Below are 23,444 nucleotides of genomic sequence, written 5' to 3' on the forward strand. Positions count from 1 at the left end.
GGACCATCTCCATGAAGAGTCGACTGAAGCTCCTTCCGGAGTCGAGTGCAAACACTTGCGGGTAATCTCCGTTAACGGATTTTTCGAGGTAAAGAGAGCATGTGTCTTTACGAACGAGGGTGGTACCACGAAAGCGATGCTTTCGTCCCTTTTCAGGGATGAATGTATCGTTTTTTTTGCGTTCAGGACAAATTAATCCATGGGGGTATTTTCGATGAAACCATTAAAACCGTTGACGGGTGCAGAAATCCGTCAGATGTATCTCGACTTTTTCCAATCTAAAGGACATGCAATCGAACCGAGTGCATCGCTTGTGCCGATTGAAGATCCAACATTATTATGGATCAATTCGGGTGTTGCTACGCTAAAAAAATATTTTGATGGACGGGTTATTCCGCAAAATCCTCGGATTGTCAACGCGCAGAAATCCATCCGGACAAACGATATTGAAAATGTCGGAAAAACCGCACGTCACCATACGTTTTTTGAAATGCTCGGAAACTTCTCTGTCGGAGATTACTTCCGTGAAGACGCCATCAAATGGGGGTGGGAACTGTTGACGAGTGACGAGTGGTACGGACTCGATCCGGAACGTCTCTCGGTAACGATTCACCCGGAAGATGATGCAGCACGTCAGATTTGGCTTGAACTCGGTGTCCCGGCTGAACGTATCATTCCACTGGAAGATAACTTCTGGGAAATCGGTGAAGGCCCATCTGGTCCAAACACAGAGATTTTCTTCGACCGCGGACCGGCATTCGGAGACGATCCAAATGATTCTGAACTATATCCAGGCGGTGAAAACGAACGGTATCTCGAAATTTGGAACATCGTGTTCAGTCAATATAACCATGATGGACACGGCAACTACACAGAATTACCACGTAAAAACATTGATACAGGAATGGGTCTTGAGCGGATGGCAAGTGTTATGCAAGATGTGCCGACGAACTTTGATACGGATTTGTTCATGCCGATCATTCACAAGACGGAAGAAATCAGCGGTAAACTTTACCGCGACGACGCAAAACTCGATGTCGCATTCAAAGTCATTGCTGACCACATTCGGACCGTTGCCTTTGCAATCGGAGACGGTGCGTTGCCTTCAAACGAAGGACGTGGCTATGTCTTACGCCGATTGCTCCGTCGTGCCGTGCGTTACGCAAAAATGCTGGGCATCGAACGTCCATTCATGTATGAACTCGTTGATACAGTCGGCAGCGTCATGGTCGATTTCTATCCACAAGTCCCGGAAAAGGCTGATTTCATCAAACGTGTCATTAAAAACGAAGAGGAACGGTTCCACGAAACGTTACATGACGGCTTGGCAATCTTGAATACAGTCGCGCAAACAGCTAAAAACAACGGGGAACAGATTATCAGTGGAGAAGATGCGTTCCGTCTGTATGACACATACGGTTTCCCGCTTGAATTGACAGTCGAATATGCAGAAGATCATCAGATGTCCGTCGACGAAGAAGGATTTAAACGGGCGATGGATGAGCAACGTAAACGTGCCCGTGCTGCCCGCGAAGACGGCGGTTCAATGCAGCAACAATCGGAAGTTTTGGCGACGTTGACCGTTCCAAGTCAATTCGTCGGTTATACGGAACTTGAGACGGATGCAAAAATCATTGCTTTGTTGCATGATGGAGAACGAGTGACAGAAGTTGCTGCTGGGGAAGAAGCACAGTTGTTGCTCGACATCACACCGTTTTATGCGGAAAGTGGTGGCGAAGTCGCTGACTCAGGAACAATTACAGGACCGGATTTCGTCCTCGATGTCAAAGATGTACAAAAAGCACCGAATGGTCAAAATCTGCATACCGTCATCGTTCGGACGGGCATTGCCTTGGCAGATGCGACAGTTCGTGCGACGGTCGAAGCGTCGTCCCGTCAGGCAATCACAAAAAATCATACCGCAACACATTTGTTGCATAAAGCACTGAAAGATACACTCGGCACACATGTCAACCAAGCAGGTTCACTTGTATCGGCAGATCGTCTCCGTTTTGACTTTTCACATTTTGGGGCAGTAACGGCAGAAGAATTGACAACAATCGAACAAGATGTCAACCAAGCAATTTGGGCATCACTTGCAGTCGAGATTGAAGAGATGAACATTGCCGATGCGAAAGCAAAAGGCGCAATGGCACTGTTTGGTGAAAAATATGGCGAGACGGTTCGTGTCGTTTCAGCGGGCACATATTCCATCGAATTATGTGGCGGAATTCATGTTCAAAACACGGCAGAAATTGGTCTGTTCAAGATTGTTTCAGAATCAGGAATCGGAGCTGGAACACGACGGATCGAAGCAGTAACAGGTGCTGGAGCATATCGTGTGATGAACGGTCACTTACAGACACTTGAACAGGCAGCACGTGTACTGAAAACAAAAACGACGGAAGTGCCGGGACGGATCGAAGCGCTTCAAGCTCAGCTTCGGGAAACGGAGCGTGCACATGAATCGTTACAAGCAAAACTTGCGAATATTGAAGCGGCGTCGCTAAAAGATGATGTTGAGCATATCAACGGAGTCCAAGTTCTCTCGAAACAAGTGGATGTTTCGGATATGGATGCACTCCGCGGTATGATGGATGAGTTGAAATCAAGTCTCGGTTCAGCAATCATCGTTCTTGGTAGTGCACAAGGCGATAAAGTCAACCTCGTTGCGAGTGTCTCGAAAGACTTAATCGATCAAGGATACCATGCCGGTAAATTGATCAAAGAAGTGGCAACACGCTGCGGCGGCGGCGGCGGCGGTCGTCCGGATATGGCGCAGGCTGGCGGAAAAGATGCTGCGAAATTAAACGAAGCACTTGCGTTTACTTCACATTACGTGCAATCACTGGCATAATAGAGAAGTAGTGTAAATGAAAGAGGTGATTAACGTGAGTCAGATGGATCAAACGATGAAATTTAATTTTCCAGAAGACGATAGCCAAGCAGCAACACGTGAAGTGTTGTTAACGGTTTATCATGCTTTAGAAGAAAAAGGCTATCATCCGATCAACCAGATTGTCGGATATTTACTTTCCGGTGACCCTGCTTACATTCCTCGTCATAACGATGCACGTAATATGATCCGAAAGATTGAACGTGATGAACTGTTAGAAGAACTCGTGAAATCTTATCTATCGGAGAGTGGAGACAAAAAATGAAGCGTGCCATCGGACTTGATGTCGGTTCGAAGACGATTGGAGTGGCGGTGAGTGATTTGATGGGTTGGACGGCACAAGGCGTTGAGACCATCAAATGGACAGAACCTGAATATCCGGTCGCCTTCAAGCGACTCGAGGCAATTATTAAGGAATACGGTGTCGAAATCATCGTCATCGGACATCCGAAAAACATGAATGGATCGATTGGTCCGCGGGCCGAGGCGAGTGAAGCCTTTGCACGGGAAATCGAGACACAGACAGGCCTTTCGACTGTTCTGGTCGATGAAAGATTGACGACGATGCAGGCAGAACGTATGCTGATTGATGCCGACGTCAGTCGAAAAAAACGAAAACAAGTCATCGATAAGATGGCAGCAGTCATGATCCTACAATCGTATTTGGATCGGGCAAACCGATAAGGAGGAAATGAGATGTCGGAAGAAAAACGGCAGTATCTCTTTCCTGATGAAGACGGTGGCGAACATCTTTTCGAAGAGTGGTACCGTTATGTCAGTGAGCGAACCGGTAAGACCTATCTATTTCTCGAAATGATTGGTCATCCGGAAGAGGGCGCAGATGATTTAATCATTTGCGAAATCGATGAGTTTGGCGAAGGCGAAGATGATTTTGAATTAAGCCTGATTGATGAAAACGATGAGCAGACTTGGGACGAACTCGAGGTTGCCTTAAAGGAGCGGATGAATGATGCAACAGAATGAACCTACACACTACGTAATTCCCGATGGAGAAGGTAACGAATTTAAATTTGCCGAGCGCTTACGGTATGAAAGCCCGCGCTCAAACAAAACATATATCTTCCTCGAGCCAGTCGGCGCGGACTATGATGAAGCAGACGAAGTTGATATCTTTGTTTATGAGTTAGAAGAATACGGAGACGGAGATGACGATTTCAACCTCGTTCCGATTGCAGAAGATGATGCAGAGACATGGGATGAAATTGAAGAAGTCTTCAATACATTAGAAGACGAGCTTGACTAAACCGACTCGTGTATAAGGTGGTGTCGTCAGAGCAGTGGCTCTTTCGATATCACCTTGTTTTAAGAGAAGAAGGAGGAACCGATGGAAAACGAATGGAAGAAAAATGCTGAAATTGAACAGAAGCGCCGCCGGACATCGCGCCGGATTACGCTGATCATCCTTTCAGTGTTATTCACGATTTTCTTGGTAGCAGGAGCAGCCATCTATATCTTTTTAAAGAGTTCACTTGAGCCAGTTAATGAAGAAGCGACGAAGTCCGTTAAAGTCGAAATTCCGCTTGGTGCTGGAACGAGTACGATTTCAAGTCTTCTTAAAGAGAAAGACTTGATTGCGAATGAGACAATTTTCCGTTATTACATCCGCTATAAAAATGAATCGTCATTTCAGGCGGGAACGTATACGTTGACACAAGCGATGACGCCGGATGAAATCATCAATGAATTGAAAACCGGTACAATTATGAAGGCGGCAGACGTTAAAGTCACGATTCCCGAAGGAATTACGATGGATCGTCAAATTGCAATCATCGCTAAAGCAACGGGCTTTAAAGCCGACTCCATTCGAAAATCGCTGACGGATGAATCGTACATTAAGACGCTGATTGAAAAGTATCCGATGTTAACGGATGAAGTGACAAAACAAGGTGTCCTTTATTCTCTCGAAGGATACTTCTTCCCGGCGACGTACGAATTCGATAAGGGGAAAAGTATCAATCAAATAGCGGAAACGATGTTAGATGAGATGGAAAAGATTTATGATGTGAATGCTGATGCCATTAAGAAATCAGGCATGACCTTCCACGAAGTGTTGAGCCTTGGATCAATGGTCGAGCGGGAAGCCGCGACACCGGACGATCGTCGTGAAATTGCCGGCGTTTTTACGAATCGTCTAAATGACGGCATGAAACTCCAATCGGATCCGACGGTTTGGTACGGTACAGGGGAAAACACTGCACTGACGACATTAAAAGATCTTGAGAACAATTCGAAATACAATACGTATAAATACGAGGGTATTCCGATTGGTCCGATTTCCACCGTCAGTAAAGATTCAATCCTGGCTGTGCTTAATCCGAACAAGACCAAATACGTGTACTTCTTTGCTCGACCACCAAGTGATAAAAATCCACGCGGGCAAATTTTATATGAGGAAACTTATGAAGAACATCAACAAAATGTTGTGAAGTATAAACCGGAATGGGTCGAATACGAAGCAAGTAAAGAGCAATGAACAAGGGGGTTGATCGGAAACGGTACGTTCGTTTCCGGTCAACCTGTTTATGCGCAGAAGGAGTGAATTCCGAATGAACGATTTTACCGCATATGTCGAAGGGATGATTCGACCACGGGATCCTTTATTGCAAGAAATGGAAGCATATGCAAAAGAACACCATATTCCAATCATCGAATTGACGGGATCAGAAGTACTGTTGTCGTTATTGACGTTACAACAACCGAAACGGATTCTCGAACTCGGTACCGCGATTGGCTATAGTGCGATTCGGATGGCACGTGCTCTGCCGGATGCCCGGATCACGACCGTCGAACGAAATGCGAAGCGATATGCCGAGGCTAAGATGTTCATTGAACAGTCAGATGTTGCAGACCGGATTGACATCGTTTTTGCCGATGCAGTAGAATTAGCCGAAACCTTAGATCAGCAGTTTGATGCCGTTTTTATTGATGCGGCCAAAGGACAGTATAAAAAATTCTTTAACGGTTATGGGCGATTGGTGCCAATAGGCGGCGTTTTATACACGGATAATCTATTTTTGCACGGAGATGTTCTTGAGGAAGATCCTAAAATGTTCGACCGGAGAAGACGCCGGCTTGTTCGGCTGGTCAAGGAATTCACGGTATGGATGATGGAGCAAGACCAATATGATACGACGATTTTCCCACTTGGAGACGGTGTGTCCGTCAGTCGGAAGGTGAAGTCGGAATGAATGATGGAGGTACGAATTCAATGCAAAAACCGGTTGTAATTGGTGTGGCTGGAGGAACAGGTTCAGGAAAGACGACGGTCGCACGGTCACTTGTCGACGCATTCCCAAGTGAATCCATCGTCATGATCGAGCAGGATGCTTACTATAAGGATCAAAGTGAATTATCAATGGAAGAACGTTATCAAACCAACTATGATCACCCGTTTGCTTTTGATAACGACTTATTGATTGAGCATATCAAAGCCTTGCGAGAAAATCAGGCAGTTGAAAAACCGGTCTATGATTACGTTGCTCATACACGGGCGACGGAAACGATTCCGTTGGATCCCCGTGATGTCATCATCGTCGAAGGAATTTTGGCGCTTGAAGACGAACGATTACGGGAACTGATGGATATTAAAGTATTCGTTGATACCGATGCAGATGTTCGAATTCTGCGCCGGATGCAGCGCGACATGAATGAACGGGGACGGTCGATTGATTCCGTTGTCGAACAGTATACGAAAGTCGTCCGTCCGATGCATCTCCAGTTTTGTGAACCGACAAAACGGTACGCTGATATCATTGTGCCTGAAGGTGGAGAAAACCATGTGGCCATCGATCTACTCGTCACAAAGATTCGTGCGATTCTCGATTACCGGTCTGCGCTTGATCAAAGAGGATATTGATTCCAAAAAAGATGTGAATATACTATACTAGTGGAATAAAAAGGAGCGTGACAAAAATGGCAGAAAAACAGTATTACATGACGCTTGAAGGTAAGGCGAATGTTGAGAACGAATTAAACGAACTGAAGTCAGTCCGCCGTAAAGAAGTTGTCGAAAATATTAAGATTGCCCGTTCGTTTGGTGACTTATCGGAAAACGCGGAATATGATTCGGCGAAAGAAGAGCAAGCGATGGTCGAGGGACGGATTGCTCAACTCGAGGAGATGTTACGTAACGTCGCCATCATCTCGGAAGACGAAAAAGACATTTCAGTGGTTGGGATCGGGACGACAGTCACTTTCTTGATTCTCGAAGACAACGAAGAAGAAACGTATACGATTGTCGGTAGTGCCGAAGCGGATCCGTTTACAGGAAAAATTTCAAACGAATCACCAATCGCGAAAAGTCTGTTCGGTCACAGTGTCGGAGAGCAAGTTTCCGTTCAAGCGCCAGGCGGAGATTTCGCCGTTAAAATTACATCGATCAAGTAAATAAGAACTGACAGCAGCCGGAGCAATCCGGTTTTCTGTTTGAATGGAGGAAACAGGATGCCAATCGCAATTATCGGAGCGATGGAAGAAGAAGTCAACTTGCTTCGGAATGAATTATCAGAACGGAAAGATACGGTTATTGCCAACTATCATTTTTATGAAGGTTTGCTCAACAGCGTGCCCGTCGTCATCTTGAAATCAGGGATCGGAAAAGTCAATGCAGCCATCGGAACGACACTATTGCTGGATCACTTTAAGCCGAGTGCCGTCATCAATACGGGATCAGCCGGTGGATTCAAGGCGGGTTTAAAAGTCGGTGACGTCGTCGTCTCGACGGAAGTCCGTCATCATGATGTCGACGTGACGGCATTTGGTTATGAGTATGGTCAAGTTCCAGGAATGCCGGCTGCGTATACAGCAGATCCGAAATTGGTTGCAACAGCGGAAGCTGTCATTGAACGTATGGACGCGATTCGGGTCGTTCATGGTTTAATTGTGACAGGAGATTCCTTCATCCATGATACGGAACGTTCGAACATCATTAAGACGAACTTCCCGGATGTTGCGGCAGTTGAAATGGAAGCAGCGCCGATTGCTCAAGTCTGCCACCAATTTGATGTCCCGTTCGTTGTAACGCGTTCGATTTCGGACAGTGCTGACGAGGAAGCCTCTTTATCATTTGATGAATTTCTGGAGATTGCATCTATCAATTCTGCAAAAATGGTCATGGAAGTCGTCCGAACTTTGGCAGAATCTGAATAAGTCACACACGGAAAAGAAGGTACCTCATCCGAGGCGCCTTCTTTTCTCTTTGACAAAAAGTATTTAACGCTTTATATTAGTACCAGATACTAATTTTAAAGGAGCAATCATATGAATATCGGAATTGTAGGACTCGGAACATCATTGCCCGAACGTCGAATCACAAATGATGATTTAGCCGCGACACTCGATACGAGTGATGAATGGATTCGGACACGTACAGGAATCGGAGCACGACGCATTGCAGACGATACGGTGGATGTAACCGATTTAGCGACGGAAGCCGCGAAAAAAGCATTAGCAGATGCCAATTTGACAGCAGACGATATCGGATTGATTGTTGTTGGAACGGCAACCGGACGCGCTTTTCCATCGACGGCCTGTACCGTTCAGGAACGACTTGGGGCACTAAGTGCGACAGCTTTTGATATTAGTGCCGCCTGCAGTGGATTCATTTTTGCATTACAAACGGCTTCGAGCATGATGACAGCAACAGAATCCAAACATGCACTGGTCATCGGGGCAGAGAAGATGTCAAGAATCGTTGACTGGTCAGACCGGTCGACAGCAATTTTGTTTGGTGACGGCGCTGGAGCTGTCGTGCTCGGTCCAACCGAACAACAAGGATTGAATGCCTTTGAACTTGGCACAGACGGACGCGGGGCACATCTATTATTTAAAGAACTGGACGGTCCGATTGAAATGAACGGCCGGGAAGTCTTTAAGTTCGCTGTCCGGAAATTACCGGACATCGTTGAGAAAGTCATTCAAAAAGCGGGTGGATCGTTGGCGGAACTTGATTTACTGATTCCGCATCAAGCGAATTTACGAATCATCGATGCAGCACGTGAACGCCTTGGGATCGAAGAAGAGAAAGTGATCGTGACGATTGATGAACATGCGAATACATCGGCTGCGTCAATACCACTTGCATTAGAAGAAGCACGGCGGCAGGGCAGACTGTCACCGGGGACAACACTTGTCCTTGCCGGATTTGGAGCAGGTTTGACATGGGGAGCAGCTTACATTACATGGACTAAAGGAGAGAACACATAAAATGATGAGAAAACGTGTAGTAGTAACGGGTATGGGCGCATTAACACCAATCGGCAATGATGTTGATACATTCTGGAACGCTTTAAAAGCAGGAGAAAATGGAATTCGTCCGATGGAACGTTTAGATATCGATGAATATCCGACGAAAGTGACGGGAGAACTTCAAAACTTTGATATTACAGAATTTATCGAGGCAAAAGAAGCACGGAAGATGGATCGTTTCGTTCACTATTCACTCGTCGCTAGTATGGAAGCAGTCCGTGACGCCGGACTGGATGTCAAAGCGAATGCAGAACGGATCGGGGTATGGATCGGTTCTGGAATCGGTGGGGTCGAGACCATTGAGAAACAGGCAAAGATTTACTTCGAACGGGGCCACCGTCGTGTCAGTCCATTCTTTATTCCGATGATGATTCCGAATATGGCGAGCGGACAAGTCTCGATTTATACAGGAGCAAAAGGTCCTAACAATTGTTCCGTCACGGCATGTGCTTCCGGGACGAACGCGATTGGCGAAGCATTGCGTGTCATTGAACGTGGCGACGCGGACGTGATGATTGCTGGTGGTGCAGAGGCCCCGATTACGAACTTGTCGTTTGCTGGGTTCTGTGCGAACAAAGCGATGTCAACCAATCATGATCCAAACACAGCAAGCCGTCCATTCGACGAAGGACGTGACGGGTTTGTCATGGGAGAAGGGGCAGGAATCTTGGTTCTTGAAGAATATGACCATGCGATTGCCCGTGGTGCGACGATTTATGCAGAAGTCAGCGGATATGGATTAACTGCTGATGCTTATCATATTACAGCACCGGATCCAGACGGTGACGGAGGAGCGCGCGCAATGGCGATGGCGATCCAAGACGCCGGTATCGAGCCGACAGCCGTGCATTACATCAATGCGCATGGAACGAGTACACCAATGAATGATGTGCTTGAGACAAAAGCGATTCATACGGTGTTTGCAGAACATGCTGAAAAATTAGCAATCAATTCAACAAAATCAATGATTGGTCACTTGTTAGGCGGAGCCGGCGGTGTCGAAGCCATTGCGACGATTAAGTCGTTACAAGAACAAATTGTCCATCCAACAATCCATTTGGAGCAGCCAAGTGAAGGTTGCGATCTTGATTATGTCCGGGAAGGAAGCCGGTCGTGGAATCTTGAATACGCACTCAGTAACTCACTTGGATTTGGTGGTCATAACGCTTCTCTCGTCTTCAAACGATATCACGCGTGAATAGAAAAGCGATTTAACGGTTCATATGAACGTTAAATCGCTTTTTCTGTATAAAGGATTTCAGTTCTAATTTATAAAAATTCAATCGGACATCTAAAAATTCCACTTATTTTCAAATTGTTTTGAAAAAATATTTAGAAAAATCGGATAAAAGGTTTGCAAAATTATCAGAACATTGTAAACTATTTGTAACGAAGGGTTTTGTTCGAATAAAAGTAGCGACTTTTTTTTTCGCTCAAAAACCTTAGATTACTAGCTTTGGAAATTTTAGGGGGGTCATCGTATCATGAAAAAGAAAAGTTTTGCACTGGCTACATCTGTAGCCCTCGTATCAAGCGCATTCCTTGCAGCTTGTTCGACGACTGATTCAAATGACAAATCATCGGGCGATAAAAGTTCAGACAAAAAATCAAGTGAGCAAACACTAAATTTGATCGAAGCTTCGGATATTCCGACACTTAACCCAACGACTTCTACGGATGCTGTGTCGTTCAACGTCTTGAACAACACGATGGAAGGTCTTTACCGTTTGGATGAAAAGCAACAGCCGATTCCAGGGATTGCGGAAAGCCACACAGTTTCGGATGACAAGTTAACGTACACATTCAAGCTACGTGATGCAAAATGGTCGGATGGTACACCAATCACAGCAAAAGACTTCGAGTATGCTTGGAAAGAAGTTCTGAATCCGGACAACGCTTCTCAGTATGCATATGTCTTCTACAACATCGAAGGCGCTGAAGAATATAATACGAAAAAAGGTGAGCGTGATGCGGTCGGCGTCAAAGCTGTCGACGACAAGACTTTTGAAGTCAAATTAAAGGCACCTGCTGATTACTTCCTCGGGTTAACTGGATTCGGTCCATTCATGCCGAAATCAGAAGAACTTTCGAAAAAAATCGGTAAGGACTTCGGTTCGACAGCAGATAAAGCACTTTACAACGGACCATTCAAATTAACGGAATGGACACGTGAACAAGGCTGGAAAATGGTCAAAAACGATAACTACTGGGATAAAGACAGCGTGAAGCTGAACACAATCAACGTGAAGGTTGTTAAGGAAACGGCTACAGGCGTTAACCTTTACGAAAAAGGAGATATCGATCGTACAGGTCTATCTTCCGAGTTCGTTGCCCAGTTCCAAGATAGCGAAGAGTTCAAAACTAAAGGGGAATCAACAATTTTCTACCTTTACTTGAACACGAAAGTCAAAGCCTTGAACAACGAAAAAATCCGTCGTGCCATCGACATGGGTTACAACAAAAAAGGAATCACGGACGTCATCTTGGCGAACGGTTCGATTCCAGCGAACTTCCTAGTACCAAAAGATTTCGCGAAGGATGAAGGCGGAAAAGATTTCCGTGAAAAGTACCCGACATTCAACGAGTACAATGCAGACGAAGCGAAAAAACTTTGGGAAGAGGGCTTAAAAGAAATCGGTCAAGACTCGGTTGAACTTGAGCTTCTGAACTATGATAGTGATGATGCGAAGAAAATCGGTGAATTCTTGAAGGGTGAGCTTGAGAAGAACCTTCCAGGCATGAAAGTCACAATCAAGCAACAACCGTTCAAAAACAAACTGGATCTCGAAAACAAAGGTGACTTTGAGTTCTCATTCGCCGGCTGGGGTCCTGACTACCAAGATCCGATGACGTTCCTCGATCTCTTCTTGACTGACGGACCATACAACCGTGGTAAGTGGTCGGATAAAGAGTACGATAAACTCATCAACGATGCGAAGACACAAACGGATGCTACAAAACGTTGGTCAGAGCTTCAAGAAGCAGAGAAAATCCTTCTTGATTCAGCAGCGATCTCGCCTGTTTATCAGCGTGGACGTGCATTCATGGTCAAACCATACGTTAAAGGAATTGTCGAACATAACTTCGGCGCAGACTTCTCGTACAAATGGGCTTCAATCGAAGGTAAATAATAAGATCAAGCGTTCCCGTCAATCGGGAACGCTTTTTTTTGAGTCAATTAAAAAAATCTCTTCTTGAAAAGAAAGAAGAGAGAAATACGAAAAGAAAAGGTAAGATTATTTTTTTACTTTTGCGCGTTTACGCTGGAGACCCATTGCTTTTTCGACTTTCGCCAGTTTGAGTGAAGCAACCAGTTCCGCTTTATCGCGCCCTTGATCGAGAATCAGATCGAGTTCTTCTGAATCAATCAGCTCGTGATACCGTCGTTGAATCGGTTCAAGTTCAGCCACAATGACTTCCGCGACATCTGCTTTAAACACACCGTAGTTTAATCCGTCATACTTTGCTTCCAGTTCTTTAATGGAGATGTCGGCAAGTAATGAGTAGATTTCGAGTAAGTTCGAGACGCCCGGTTTGTTTTCCCGGTCAAACCGAACGATGCCTTCTGAATCGGTGACGGCAGACTTGATTTTTTTACGGATGACGTCTGGTGCATCGAGCATCGAGATATATCCTTTTGGGTTTGTATCTGTTTTCGACATCTTTTTGTCCGGAGACGTCAAACTCATGATACGGGCACCCGTTTCTGCAATGACCGGTTCCGGCATTTTGAACGTCTCATAATAGCGGCTGTTAAAACGTTGCGCCAAATCACGCGTCAACTCAATGTGTTGTTTTTGATCATCACCGACCGGAACAAGCTCTGCGTCATATAACAAAATATCTGCAGCCATTAATGTCGGATAAACAAATAGTCCGGCACCGATCCGGTCTTTTCCTTGTGACTTGTCTTTATATTGTGTCATCCGTTCAAGTTCTCCCATACCCGAGAGACAAGTTAACATCCAACCGAGTTGCGCATGCGCTTTAACTTCGGATTGGACAAAAATGGTCGATTTCTCGGGATTAAGACCACTTGCGATATAAAGTGCAGCAAGCGCCCGTGTATTGTTCATCAGTTCGACCCGGTCAATCTCGACCGTGATGGAATGTAAATCGACGATGCAGTAATACGCATCATGCTCATCCTGTAAATTGACGAAATGTTTCATGGCGCCGATGTAGTTTCCGAGTGTTACCGTACCGGTTGGTTTGATGCCTGAAAAAATTGTTTTCATAAAAACCCCTCCAAAAAATAAAATAGAATAAAAAAAGATGACTCGTTCCCCTGAAATAATCAAGGGACGAGTCATCGCGTTGCCACCCAAGTTGCTAGAATCTAGCCGCTCAATTGCTGTAACGGGCAGACCCGTCTGATTCTACACGATTTCGAATCAGCCACTCCGAAGTCCATTCCATCTGTGCCGACTGTCCATTTCCACCATCCATGGACTCTCTGTAAGTGGTGATCAGATGTACTACTCTTCTTCACTGTGTTCTCTTATGCCATTACTTTTACTTTACCATATTTTGATTCAAAAGGTCATTCAAATTCAATTAAATGAAAGAGAGAAGCAATGAGAGTGCAATACAGATAAAACCGGCAGACAAATAAGGCGTCGTCCGGTTAGAAGCCCGTTTTTGCTTCGCTTCCAACAATTCCTCTTCTTCATCTTCGTCTTCATAATAATCACCATCCACTTCCCGCAATCGTGCTTCCCGTTGTTTTTTAAAACCTGCTGTGATGCCTTTAAAAAATCCGTTGGCCGACATATTCGAGAAAAAGCCGATGGCTAACAAGAGGAAACCAGCGATGAAAAGACCGCCTGAAACGTGATAGACAAAGGAATGGGTGGCATCCATAACGACGGCCCAAGTGGTGTAAGCAACCGTTAAAATCAAGGCAATCAAAAGTGGTCGTATTAATTTGGCTGACATGATGAACCTCCTACAACTAGATGATAGTTTCATTATACGCAAAGCAACAGCTCGTTACGACTATACGCGATTTAGAATCTGTAAAACAGCAAATAGTGTGACTATTCACTTGACGTTATTGTTATTCTCACATAAAATCAATTTATCACTTCGTTTAAGATTTTGAAACTAGGTCAATGCGTTTTGGGGAACGTTGTTGCAGTTTCGACGAGATGTCTAAAAATCGTTTGTTTAAACGGTTTTGAAAAAGAAAAAGGAGATGACTTACCGATGAACAAAAAAACAGTCGGTCTCGCGTTATCAGTTATGCTTGCAGGAAGTGTTGTACTTGCAGGTTGTTCAACAACAGGTGACGGAGATAAAGATGCAGGTTCTTCTAACGGGAAAAAGGTCTTACGTCTAACAGATACGTCTGATATTACGACGGTTGACCCGGCACAAGCAACGGATGCCGTTGCATTCAACATGATCGGAAACACGATGGAAGGTCTTTACCGATTAGACAAAGACGGTAAAGCGATTCCGGCACTCGCAGAAAAAACAGATATTTCAAGTGATAACCTCACATACACATTCACGCTTCGTGATTCTAAATGGTCAGACGGAACGCCAGTCAAAGCACAAGACTTTGAATTTGCCTGGAAACGTGCGGTCGATCCGAAAACTGCTTCCGGTTATGCATATATCTTTGATACGATTAAAAACGGATCAGACGTTTCTCAAGGGAAAAAACCGGTTGATGAACTAGGCGTTAAAGCAATTGATGACAAGACTCTTGAAGTAAAACTCGAGCGTCCTGCGCCATACTTCCTTTCGCTTACATCATTCGGAACATATACGCCAATCAGCGAAGATTTCTATAACAAAAACAAAAAAGATTTCTCGCTTCAACCGGATAAACTGCTTTACAATGGTCCTTTCGTGTGGACTTCTTGGAAAACGGATTCAAAACGTGTTCTGACAAAAAACGAAAACTATTGGGACAAAGATGCCGTTAAATTGGATGAAGTTTCAATCCGTGTCGTAAAAGACAACTCAACAGTTGCAAACTTGTATGATACAGACGAAATCGATTACGCCGGACTTACTTCAGAGCAAGTCGCGACGTACGAATCAAAACCTGAATTCAAGACAGCACTTCGTTCATCGATCGCGTACTTGAAGTTTAACAATGAAGACGCGATGATGAAAAATGTGGATGCGCGTAAAGCCATCGCACGCGCCATCGATCCAAAAGGAATCACGGATACGTTGCTTGCAAACGGTTCGATTCCGACAACAAGCTTTATTCCGAAAGATTTCATCAAAGATGACGCGGGTAAAGATTATACGAGCGACATCAACTGGTTCGATCGTGATGCAAAAGAAGCAGCTGATCTTTGGAAAAAAGCAAACGGTGATAAGAAGACAACCATTGAACTCTTATCGTTTGATAATGAAGATGCTAAAAAAGTCGGTGAGTACATGAAGGGGCAACTTGAGAAAAACCTTCCGAACGTCACTGTCTCAATCAAACAACAACCATTCAAAAACAAGCTTGATTTAGAAGCAAAAGGCGACTACCAAATGTCGTATGCGCTTTGGGGTCCAGATTATCAAGATCCAATGTCAAACTTGTCCATCTTTGAATCGACAAATAGTCAAAATGACGTGAACTACAAATCATCTGCTTACGATAAATTGTTAAATGCAGCAAATGAAGAATCAGATGTCGCAAAACGTCTGGATCTCTTTAAACAAGCTGAAGCACAATTGATCGAGAAAGATCAAGCCATCGCGCCGATCTATCAAGCGGGTGCTGCGTACTTGAACCGTCCGACAGTCAAAGACTTTAAACGCCAAGTCTTTGGTGCTGACTTCCAGTACAAATACGTTGATGTGAAGTAATGAAAAACCGGAGCGTCCTTGAGAACGTTTACAAGGAACGCTCCTGTTTTATACGGCTTTTTCTGAATGGAAACTCATTTCTTATCAGAAATGTGAACTTTTCGTAAAAAATAGGTTCTAATTACTTTGTTAGCAAAGTATAATGGAATCAAACGAAAAATTCTGAAATATTGGTTTACTGTGAAAAAACAGCAACCAAAGGGCATCAATCAGTCCAAAGTGAAAAAGAATTTTAATTTTTATAACAAAATTCTTGAATGTTCCGACAATTTTGGGTCATACTGATTTTATTGATGTTTCGAAAAAAACAGAAAATCTTTATAGGGGGTGCCATCTATGGGCCGTTATTTAGCTCAACGCCTTGTTTACGGCGTACTGACGTTTTTACTCATCGCTTCGTTCACTTTCTTCTTGATGGATCTGTTACCAGGTTCACCGTTCCAAAACCAGGAAAAACTTTCGCCTGAACAATTGGATATCCTGCGGGATAAGTACAACCTGAATGATCCGCTTCCACAACGCTATGCAGCGTACATGGTCAACTTGGTTCAAGGAGACCTCGGCGTATCATTTAAATATGACAGCCGTCCAGTAACAGATTTGATTATGGAACGAATCGGACCATCGGCACAACTAGGGGTTCAAGCTCTTATTCTTGGGGTGTTATTAGGACTTGTCCTAGGTGTTATTGCAGCTCTTCGTCATAACACAGCAGTTGACTACGGTGCGATGTTTATTTCGGTACTCGGGATTTCTGTGCCATCATTCGTATTTGCGTCACTTCTTCAATACTATATCGGAGTGAAATGGGGCGTATTGCCAGTTGCCTTCTGGGAAAGTCCAGCACATACGATTCTTCCGACGGTATCCTTGTCGCTCGGTGTAACGGCCTCGATTGCACGTTTCGTTCGAACAGAGATGCTCGAAGTTACAGGTCAGGATTACGTTACGTTAGCTAAGGCAAAAGGCCTAGATGGTCAATCGATCACTTGGAAACATATGGTGCGTAACGCTTTGATTCCAGCAATTACGATTCTTGGACCAATGACGGCAGCCTTGATCACAGGGACATTCGTTATCGAAAAAATCTTTGCGGTACCTGGTCTTGGTGAATTGTTCGTCTCATCAATCACACAAAATGACTACACGGTCATCATGGGGACAACACTGTTCTTCTCAGCAGTCTTCATCTTGATGATCTTGATCGTCGATATTCTATATGGTGTCGTTGATCCACGGATTCGTTTGGGGGGTAGCAAATAATGGCAGAACAAAATTCAAATGCAAAAGCGGAACAGTTTGATTCATCGTTGTTCCAACCAGTAGAATTTAATGAACAAGCAGGCGAACGGATTGCCGGAAAAAGCTTAAACTTCTGGCAGGATGCGTGGACACGCCTTCGCAAAAATAAAGCGGCGATTCTATCGCTCGTCATTATTGTCATCATTGCACTGTTATCTTTGTTTGGACCTATGTTGTCTGGTAGAGATGCTTATACCCAAACCATCACGCAAGCTAAACTTCCGCCAAAAATCACTGGTCTCGAGTGGGCTGGTTTTGATGGTATGGCGACACTGGGTGAAAAGCCAATCGATTTTTATGAAACAAAACAAGTCAAAGATACATTCTGGTTTGGTACGGATCATCTCGGCCGTGACTTATGGTCACGTGTCTGGGAAGGGACACGCGTTTCACTTTTCATCGGACTGGTTGCGGCGATCATTGACGTTCTCGTTGGGGTCACGTATGGCGGTATCTCAGCTTACTACGGTGGACGCGTCGATAACATCATGCAACGGATTGCGGAAATTCTGACCGGAATTCCGAACTTAATCTTAATTATTTTGTTCATCTTGATTCTTGAACCGGGCATCACAACCATCATCCTGGCCATGACGATCACCGGTTGGATTGGGATGAGTCGACTCGTACGTGGACAAATCCTGAAACTTAAGAACCAGGAATTCGTTCTTGCAGCTCGTACACTTGGTGCTTCTAGCGCACGTTTAGTATTCAAACATTTGATTCCAAATACACTTGGTACAATCATCATTTCATTGATGTTCACGATTCCTGGTGCGATTTTCTTCGAGGCCTTCCTAAGCTTTATCGGACTTGGTCTTGCTCCACCACAACCATCACTCGGGACATTGATCAACGAAGGGTACAAAGAATTAAAAACGTTCCCTTACTTGCTCGTCATCCCATCTACGGTCCTCGTACTGGTCATGATCAGCTTCAATATGCTGGCCGATGGATTACGTGATGCGTTCGACCCACGTCTGCGTCGCTAACGGAAATATGAGAGGAGTTCATCCACAATGGAAACTATTTTATCAGTACGCGACCTGACTGTCGCTTTCCATACGTATGCTGGGACGGTTCAAGCCGTCCGCGGCGTATCGTTTGATTTAAAAAAAGGTGAGACACTTGCCATCGTTGGTGAATCTGGTTCAGGGAAGTCGGTTACATCAAAAGCCATCATGCGTTTGATTCCGAATCCTCCTGGTGAAATCACAAAAGGTGAAATCATGTTTGACGGGCGTGACTTAGTCAAACTATCTGATAAAGAGATGCAAAAAGTACGTGGTCGTGATATCGCGATGATCTTCCAAGATCCGATGACATCACTGAACCCGACAATGACAATTTACAAACAGATTGCAGAAGGTTTGAAACGCCACCAAGGATTGACGGGCGATGATGCTAAAAAACGGACACTTGAATTACTGACACTTGTTGGTATTCCAAATCCGGAAGCACGTCTGAAGCAATATCCACACCAATTATCAGGCGGGATGCGTCAACGGATTGTTATTGCGATCGCTCTGGCTTGTAATCCGAAAGTCTTGATTGCCGATGAGCCGACGACAGCACTGGATGTTACGATTCAGGCACAGATTCTTGAGTTGTTAAAAGACATCCAGCAAAAAACGGGCACAGCCATCATCTTCATCACACACGATCTTGGCGTTGTAGCCAATATGGCAGACCGCGTAGCAGTTATGTACGCAGGAAAGCTGATTGAAAAAGGAACAGTGGATGAAATTTTCTATGAGCCACGTCATCCATATACATGGGGACTTCTAGGATCAATGCCACGTCCTTCCGACGACCGTTCGCAAGACTTACCGGCAATTCCCGGGACACCACCAAACCTATTGCATCCACCGGTCGGTGATGCCTTTGCACCACGCAATCAGTACGCAATGAAAATTGATTTCGAGAAAGAACCTCCGTTCTTCCCGATCACAGATACTCATGAAGCGGCAACTTGGTTATTACATCCACAAGCACCATATGTAGAGCCACCGGCTGCCATCCGCGATCTTGCGCTGAAATATCGTCCAGACAGCACATTCGCGAAATCGCTTCTGAAAGGCGGTCTAAAGTAATGGAGAATCGTAATAAACTACTTGAAGTAAAAAACTTAAAACAACACTTTAATATCGGACGAGGACGCGTCGTCAAAGCCGTCGACGGCTTGTCATTCGATATTTATGAAGGTGAAGTACTTGGTCTGGTTGGTGAGTCCGGTTGCGGAAAATCGACGACTGGGCGTTCAATCATCGGTCTTTACGATGCGACAGACGGTGAAGTTCTCTTCAAAGGTGAAAATGTGCATAATAAAAAGTCTCGCAAAGAAAAACTGAAATTCAACCGATCGATGCAAATGATTTTCCAAGATCCATATGCATCATTAAATCCACGGATGACAGTCGGAGACATCATTGCTGAAGGAATTGATATCCATGGTCTCGCCAAGTCGAAAGACGAGCGGAACAACCGGGTATACGATCTTCTGGAAACAGTTGGTTTGACGAAAGAACACGCAAGCCGTTATCCGCACGAATTCTCTGGCGGACAACGTCAGCGGATCGGGATTGCCCGTGCCTTGGCTGTTGAGCCGGATTTCATCATCGCCGATGAACCGATTTCTGCGCTTGACGTATCGATTCAGGCACAGGTCGTCAACTTGATGAAACAACTGCAACGTGACCGCAGCCTGACGTACTTGTTCATTGCCCACGATTTATCAATGGTTAAGTACATTTCTGACCGGATTGGTGTTATGTATCAAGGTCACCTTGTTGAATTATGTGATGCGGATCGTCTGTATGAGAATCCTGTCCATGCCTATACAAAATCGCTGTTATCTGCGATTCCACTTCCAGACCCGGAGCACGAGCGGACACGGAAACGGATTATTTATGATCGGCCGACAGGCGGAGCGGTCGGGAAATCGAATGAAGATTCGAGCATTCCACCGTTACGTGAAATCGAGCCTGGTCATTACGTCTCGATGACGGATGCCGAGCTTGAAGCATATCAAGCCCAACTGGTATAACGTCACATGAAAAGGCATTCCTGAATGAATTCGGGAATGCCTTTTTTTAATTTTCGGAAGCAATGCGGGGAAGGTTGTTGAAGCGGTGGACAACCGAGTCTAAAGCGTTCAGCCGTTTGATTGCGTCCTCGAAAGGAATTTTTTCGTAATGATGAAGACCACCTGGTTGTTCTTCTAACGTATCTGCTTCATGAACCAATTGCTGCAACGGAGTACGATTGATTGTACCTGGTGGTAAATAAGAATCCGTATGCAACAGGACAGCAAGAGCAATTTCTTTTGCCCGTTCAGGTTCCTCACCAAGACGGATCAGCAGTTTGTGTGCCCGTTCTGCGCCTTTGATGGCGTGAATATCATTTTGACGGTATAAATCATAGTTCCAAGTGCCATCCGTATACCATTCGTAGTGTCCGATATCGTGAAGAAGAGCTGCTTTCGTTGCGGTATCCGCATCGAGACCACGCTGTGTGGCGAGTGTCAAAGCTCGTTCGGCGACGGAAATCGCATGATTCAAGCCAGACCGTTCTAAATATTTTTGAGCGATTGGGTGTTCGATGATCGTAACAAGAGTGACTGACATAATGAAATAACTCCTTCCACGAGTAAGTATTTCTATACACTTTACGTGATGTTGCAAGCAATTGCAACTGTTTACTTTGAGGTAATCGACAATCTCACACAATTAATTGACACAAGTAGGAATAGAAATCGGGTAAACGTGGTATACTAATTAATGTAGAAGATGATAATTTAGCTTTCGTTGGTTAACTGTTCTTTTTTCGGACCGAGTGAGGTGTCGGATTATGAAAGAACGTGATAAAAAGAAAAAGTTGAAAAAGCGCCTTTTGCGGGATATTTTCGAAAAGAAACTAAAAGAAATTAAGCTCCCAAAAGCAAAAGAAACGATTTCTCAACCCTTTGATCACACGCCAGCTTGCTGAAGCCACCTGGTGGCTCTGGCAAGTTTTTTTACGAAAAGTTCTTTCATCTCAAAACATATTGGGTTTTATTTCAGTTAAAATCAATGTAAACTATCAAGTAATAGAATCATCAGCTGCTGCGTAACAAATGTTCGCAGAAGAAATGATGTGAAATCAGGGGGAGGATGTTTTTCAATGGTAACACTCTATACTTCACCAAGCTGTACTTCTTGTCGTAAAGCGCGCGCATGGCTTGAAGAACATGAAATCCCATTTGTGGAACGCAATATTTTCTCGGAACCATTATCGCTTGATGAGATCAAACAGATACTCCGTATGACAGAAGACGGAACGGATGAAATTATCTCGACCCGTTCAAAAGTCTTTTCCAAATTAGATGTGTCGGTAGAAAATCTATCATTACAACATTTGTATGATTTAATTCAAGAATATCCAGGATTGTTACGCCGTCCGATTTTGATCGACGAAAAGCGTCTTCAAGTTGGATACAATGAAGATGAAATCCGCCGATTTTTACCACGTAAAGTCCGTACCTTCCAACTATTGGAAGCCCAGCGCCTTGTCAACGAATAATATACACCGAGCACGCTGCTTTCTGAGCAGTGTGCTTTTTGTTACCGCCTAAAAAGGTTAAAATAAAGATAACAAAGGAATATACCCTATATGTTTCATGATTCTTTTGAATCTATGTGAAGTGCTCGTTCGTATACTAGATAAGAGCGAGAGGAAAGGAGTGGACATATTGAAAATCGAACGCGTCAATGACAACACCGTCAAGTTCTTCATTACGTACACGGATATCGAACGCCGCGGCTTTGCCCGTGATGAGATTTGGTACAACCGTGAGCGTGGAGAACAGTTATTCTGGCAGATGATGGATGAAGCGAATGAAAAAGAGTCCATCTCCTTCGAAGGTCCACTGTGGATACAAGTACAGGCATTTGAAAAAGGTTTAGAAGTTACTGTCACGATCGCTAAAACATCGGTCGACGGTGAACAAGTAGATGAAGAGGAACTGGATTCCCTACTCCGTTCCGCGATGTCTGATGCGGAAGAGAAAGAAACAGAACTCAGTCAAGACGTCTTATTTGAAACAACGGATTTCGAGCATATCATTGCCCTTAGCCAATATGCAGAAGCACCGATCTTCGAAGAAGTCAGCACGTCTCTTTATCAAAAGGACGGACTGTACCTGCTTCACCTTCATTTTAAAGACGAGACGGAAGTGGAAGAACAGGAAAATGTGATGAGTTTAATCGCAGAATACTTGAACTTCAGTGAACAGACGATTCATCCGGTAGCGGAATACGGTAAAGTCATCGTAGCGAGTGATGTCTTTACGTTTGTTCGTAAACAGTTCCCGAATTAATGATGCGCATCACGACACTATGTAAAAGGACTGCTCCAATCGAATTTGGAAGCAGTCCTTTTTTTGAAAAAATATTACGTTAAGGTATAGCCACCATCAACAATTAATGTCTGTCCGTTAATATAGCTGGCCTTTTCAGACAGTAAGAAACAGACGACTTCTGCGATTTCTGATGGTTGAGCTGCCTGTCCCCGCAAATGGTGTTTCATGGCCAAATCAAACTTATCTTTCCCCCCGTATAACGAATGACTCAATTTCGTATCGACGGGACCGGGACAAATCGCGTTAAAGCGATATTTACCATGAAACCGGGCAGCGTACGTTTTCGTAAGAGTGAGAAGAGCACTTTTAGATGATGCGTACGGTAAGAGCATGGCCGGAAACTTGACGTGACCGACGATGGCACTGTTGTTGACGATGGAAGCGCCTTTTGAGAAACGTTTGACGGCGAGTTGAATGATTTGCTCCGGTGCATGATAATTGACTTGGAACACTTCTTTTTGCTGATCGGTTACACGTTCCGGCGCCACAGGTTTTCCGAATGTACCGGCATTGTTGAAAATGCCGTCAAGCGTCGGAAACTGTTCTTTTGTTTCTTCAAAGAATCGTTCAATCTCTTCAGGTACGGACAGATCGACTGGGAAAAAGGTGATGTGTCCATTTCCGTTCGTTTCCAGTTCTTTCCCGCTCGTCTCATTTCGTCCGAGTGCGAGGACCGTGTGTCCTTCGCGTGCCAACTGTAAGGCTGTGGCTTCACCAATTCCGCTTGTTGCACCAGTTACTAAATAGGTTTTCATG

Annotated in this window: 25 protein-coding genes and 2 other annotated features (1 of these 27 running past the window's edge); of the genes, 21 read left to right on the plus strand and 4 right to left on the minus strand. The window is 44.6% G+C overall.

Translation table 11 applies throughout. The features are described 5' to 3' along the window. Window positions 1–153, plus strand: a binding site (T-box leader) (it extends 66 nt beyond the left edge of the window). 61 nt (window positions 154–214) lie between these two features. From alaS to ACHA8N_RS12720, 13 genes are all read left to right on the plus strand, one after another. After that, window positions 215–2,857 (plus strand): alanine--tRNA ligase, encoded by a 2,643-nt coding sequence (alaS, locus tag ACHA8N_RS12660; RefSeq protein WP_393965937.1) that lies wholly within the window; start codon window positions 215–217, stop codon window positions 2,855–2,857. A 34-nt stretch (window positions 2,858–2,891) separates the two neighbouring features. After that, on the plus strand, window positions 2,892–3,161 hold the full coding sequence (locus ACHA8N_RS12665; RefSeq protein WP_026827846.1) for an IreB family regulatory phosphoprotein: 270 nt from the start codon (window positions 2,892–2,894) through the stop codon (window positions 3,159–3,161). Further along, complete coding sequence (ruvX, locus tag ACHA8N_RS12670; protein ID WP_012370941.1) at window positions 3,158–3,580, plus strand: Holliday junction resolvase RuvX; 423 nt, start codon at window positions 3,158–3,160, stop codon at window positions 3,578–3,580. Before ACHA8N_RS12665 ends, ruvX begins: the two co-directional genes overlap by 4 nt. Window positions 3,581–3,592: 12 nt before the next feature. Continuing rightward, window positions 3,593–3,880, plus strand: coding sequence for a DUF1292 domain-containing protein (locus ACHA8N_RS12675; protein WP_147510724.1), 288 nt, complete (start codon window positions 3,593–3,595; stop codon window positions 3,878–3,880). Then, window positions 3,867–4,160, plus strand: a complete 294-nt coding sequence (locus tag ACHA8N_RS12680) for a DUF1292 domain-containing protein (RefSeq protein WP_147510725.1) — start codon at window positions 3,867–3,869, stop codon at window positions 4,158–4,160. Before ACHA8N_RS12675 ends, ACHA8N_RS12680 begins: the two co-directional genes overlap by 14 nt. Before the next feature lie 81 nt (window positions 4,161–4,241). Beyond that, window positions 4,242–5,390 carry an endolytic transglycosylase MltG gene (mltG, locus tag ACHA8N_RS12685; RefSeq protein ID WP_393965938.1) on the plus strand — a complete coding sequence of 383 codons (1,149 nt, stop codon included), beginning with the start codon at window positions 4,242–4,244 and terminating at the stop codon, window positions 5,388–5,390. A 73-nt stretch (window positions 5,391–5,463) separates the two neighbouring features. Next, window positions 5,464–6,105: an O-methyltransferase gene (locus ACHA8N_RS12690; protein WP_393965939.1), complete on the plus strand. Its 642-nt coding sequence runs from the start codon at window positions 5,464–5,466 to the stop codon at window positions 6,103–6,105. 20 nt (window positions 6,106–6,125) lie between these two features. Continuing rightward, on the plus strand, window positions 6,126–6,773 hold the full coding sequence (gene udk / locus ACHA8N_RS12695) for a uridine kinase (protein WP_026827852.1): 648 nt from the start codon (window positions 6,126–6,128) through the stop codon (window positions 6,771–6,773). A 56-nt stretch (window positions 6,774–6,829) separates the two neighbouring features. Beyond that, window positions 6,830–7,303, plus strand: coding sequence for a transcription elongation factor GreA (greA, locus tag ACHA8N_RS12700; RefSeq protein WP_012370935.1), 474 nt, complete (start codon window positions 6,830–6,832; stop codon window positions 7,301–7,303). A 57-nt stretch (window positions 7,304–7,360) separates the two neighbouring features. Continuing rightward, entirely contained in the window at window positions 7,361–8,065 is a 705-nt protein-coding gene (mtnN, locus tag ACHA8N_RS12705) for a 5'-methylthioadenosine/S-adenosylhomocysteine nucleosidase (RefSeq protein WP_147510728.1), read from the plus strand. 111 nt (window positions 8,066–8,176) lie between these two features. Continuing rightward, window positions 8,177–9,121: a beta-ketoacyl-ACP synthase III gene (locus ACHA8N_RS12710; RefSeq protein ID WP_393965940.1), complete on the plus strand. Its 945-nt coding sequence runs from the start codon at window positions 8,177–8,179 to the stop codon at window positions 9,119–9,121. A gap of 1 nt (window position 9,122) precedes the next feature. Then, entirely contained in the window at window positions 9,123–10,361 is a 1,239-nt protein-coding gene (fabF, locus tag ACHA8N_RS12715) for a beta-ketoacyl-ACP synthase II (protein ID WP_147510730.1), read from the plus strand. Between the two features lie 286 nt (window positions 10,362–10,647). After that, window positions 10,648–12,294, plus strand: a complete 1,647-nt coding sequence (locus tag ACHA8N_RS12720; protein ID WP_147510731.1) for a peptide ABC transporter substrate-binding protein — start codon at window positions 10,648–10,650, stop codon at window positions 12,292–12,294. Between the two features lie 105 nt (window positions 12,295–12,399). Here ACHA8N_RS12720 and trpS read toward each other — a convergent pair whose 3' ends face one another. Both trpS and ACHA8N_RS12730 read right to left on the minus strand, forming a co-directional pair. Further along, a complete protein-coding gene (gene trpS / locus ACHA8N_RS12725; protein ID WP_393965941.1) occupies window positions 12,400–13,401 on the minus strand; it encodes a tryptophan--tRNA ligase in 1,002 nt (333 codons plus the stop codon). A gap of 59 nt (window positions 13,402–13,460) precedes the next feature. Beyond that, window positions 13,461–13,664: a binding site (T-box leader), on the minus strand. Window positions 13,665–13,720: 56 nt separating this feature from the next. Continuing rightward, entirely contained in the window at window positions 13,721–14,101 is a 381-nt protein-coding gene (locus ACHA8N_RS12730) for a DUF3899 domain-containing protein (protein ID WP_393965942.1), read from the minus strand. A gap of 270 nt (window positions 14,102–14,371) precedes the next feature. On the opposite strand from ACHA8N_RS12730, the gene ACHA8N_RS12735 reads away from it, so the two are divergent. The 5 genes from ACHA8N_RS12735 to ACHA8N_RS12755 all read left to right on the plus strand — a co-directional run bounded on the left by ACHA8N_RS12735 (window position 14,372) and on the right by ACHA8N_RS12755 (window position 20,336). Then, complete coding sequence (locus ACHA8N_RS12735) at window positions 14,372–15,988, plus strand: peptide ABC transporter substrate-binding protein (protein ID WP_147510734.1); 1,617 nt, start codon at window positions 14,372–14,374, stop codon at window positions 15,986–15,988. 336 nt (window positions 15,989–16,324) lie between these two features. Further along, window positions 16,325–17,251, plus strand: a complete 927-nt coding sequence (gene opp3b, locus ACHA8N_RS12740) for an oligopeptide ABC transporter permease (RefSeq protein WP_147510735.1) — start codon at window positions 16,325–16,327, stop codon at window positions 17,249–17,251. Continuing rightward, a complete protein-coding gene (gene opp3C, locus ACHA8N_RS12745) occupies window positions 17,251–18,282 on the plus strand; it encodes an oligopeptide ABC transporter permease (RefSeq protein ID WP_147510736.1) in 1,032 nt (343 codons plus the stop codon). Before opp3b ends, opp3C begins: the two co-directional genes overlap by 1 nt. A 27-nt stretch (window positions 18,283–18,309) precedes the next feature. Next, window positions 18,310–19,383, plus strand: a complete 1,074-nt coding sequence (locus tag ACHA8N_RS12750; protein ID WP_147510737.1) for an ABC transporter ATP-binding protein — start codon at window positions 18,310–18,312, stop codon at window positions 19,381–19,383. Next, entirely contained in the window at window positions 19,383–20,336 is a 954-nt protein-coding gene (locus ACHA8N_RS12755; protein ID WP_147510738.1) for an ABC transporter ATP-binding protein, read from the plus strand. The genes ACHA8N_RS12750 and ACHA8N_RS12755 overlap by 1 nt, the downstream gene beginning before the upstream one ends. A 46-nt stretch (window positions 20,337–20,382) precedes the next feature. Here the strand turns inward: ACHA8N_RS12755 and ACHA8N_RS12760 are convergent, their stop codons facing one another. Next, on the minus strand, window positions 20,383–20,919 hold the full coding sequence (locus ACHA8N_RS12760) for an HD domain-containing protein (protein WP_393965956.1): 537 nt from the start codon (window positions 20,917–20,919) through the stop codon (window positions 20,383–20,385). A 220-nt stretch (window positions 20,920–21,139) separates the two neighbouring features. On the opposite strand from ACHA8N_RS12760, the gene ACHA8N_RS12765 reads away from it, so the two are divergent. The 3 genes from ACHA8N_RS12765 (at window position 21,140) to mecA (ending at window position 22,646) form a co-directional block, all read left to right on the plus strand. Continuing rightward, the gene (locus tag ACHA8N_RS12765) at window positions 21,140–21,277 is read left to right on the plus strand and encodes a hypothetical protein (RefSeq protein ID WP_012370921.1); all 138 of its coding nucleotides are present in this window, start codon (window positions 21,140–21,142) and stop codon (window positions 21,275–21,277) included. 174 nt (window positions 21,278–21,451) lie between these two features. Beyond that, on the plus strand, window positions 21,452–21,850 hold the full coding sequence (gene spxA / locus ACHA8N_RS12770; RefSeq protein WP_012370920.1) for a transcriptional regulator SpxA: 399 nt from the start codon (window positions 21,452–21,454) through the stop codon (window positions 21,848–21,850). Between the two features lie 169 nt (window positions 21,851–22,019). Continuing rightward, window positions 22,020–22,646, plus strand: coding sequence for an adaptor protein MecA (gene mecA, locus ACHA8N_RS12775; protein ID WP_147510740.1), 627 nt, complete (start codon window positions 22,020–22,022; stop codon window positions 22,644–22,646). Window positions 22,647–22,720: 74 nt separating this feature from the next. On the opposite strand, the gene ACHA8N_RS12780 is transcribed toward mecA, so the two are convergent. Then, on the minus strand, window positions 22,721–23,443 hold the full coding sequence (locus tag ACHA8N_RS12780) for an SDR family NAD(P)-dependent oxidoreductase (RefSeq protein WP_147510741.1): 723 nt from the start codon (window positions 23,441–23,443) through the stop codon (window positions 22,721–22,723). Window position 23,444: the final 1 nt, after the last annotated feature.

It is taken from the genome of Exiguobacterium sp. S22-S28 (assembly GCF_043359615.1).
Classification (GTDB): domain Bacteria; phylum Bacillota; class Bacilli; order Exiguobacteriales; family Exiguobacteriaceae; genus Exiguobacterium_A.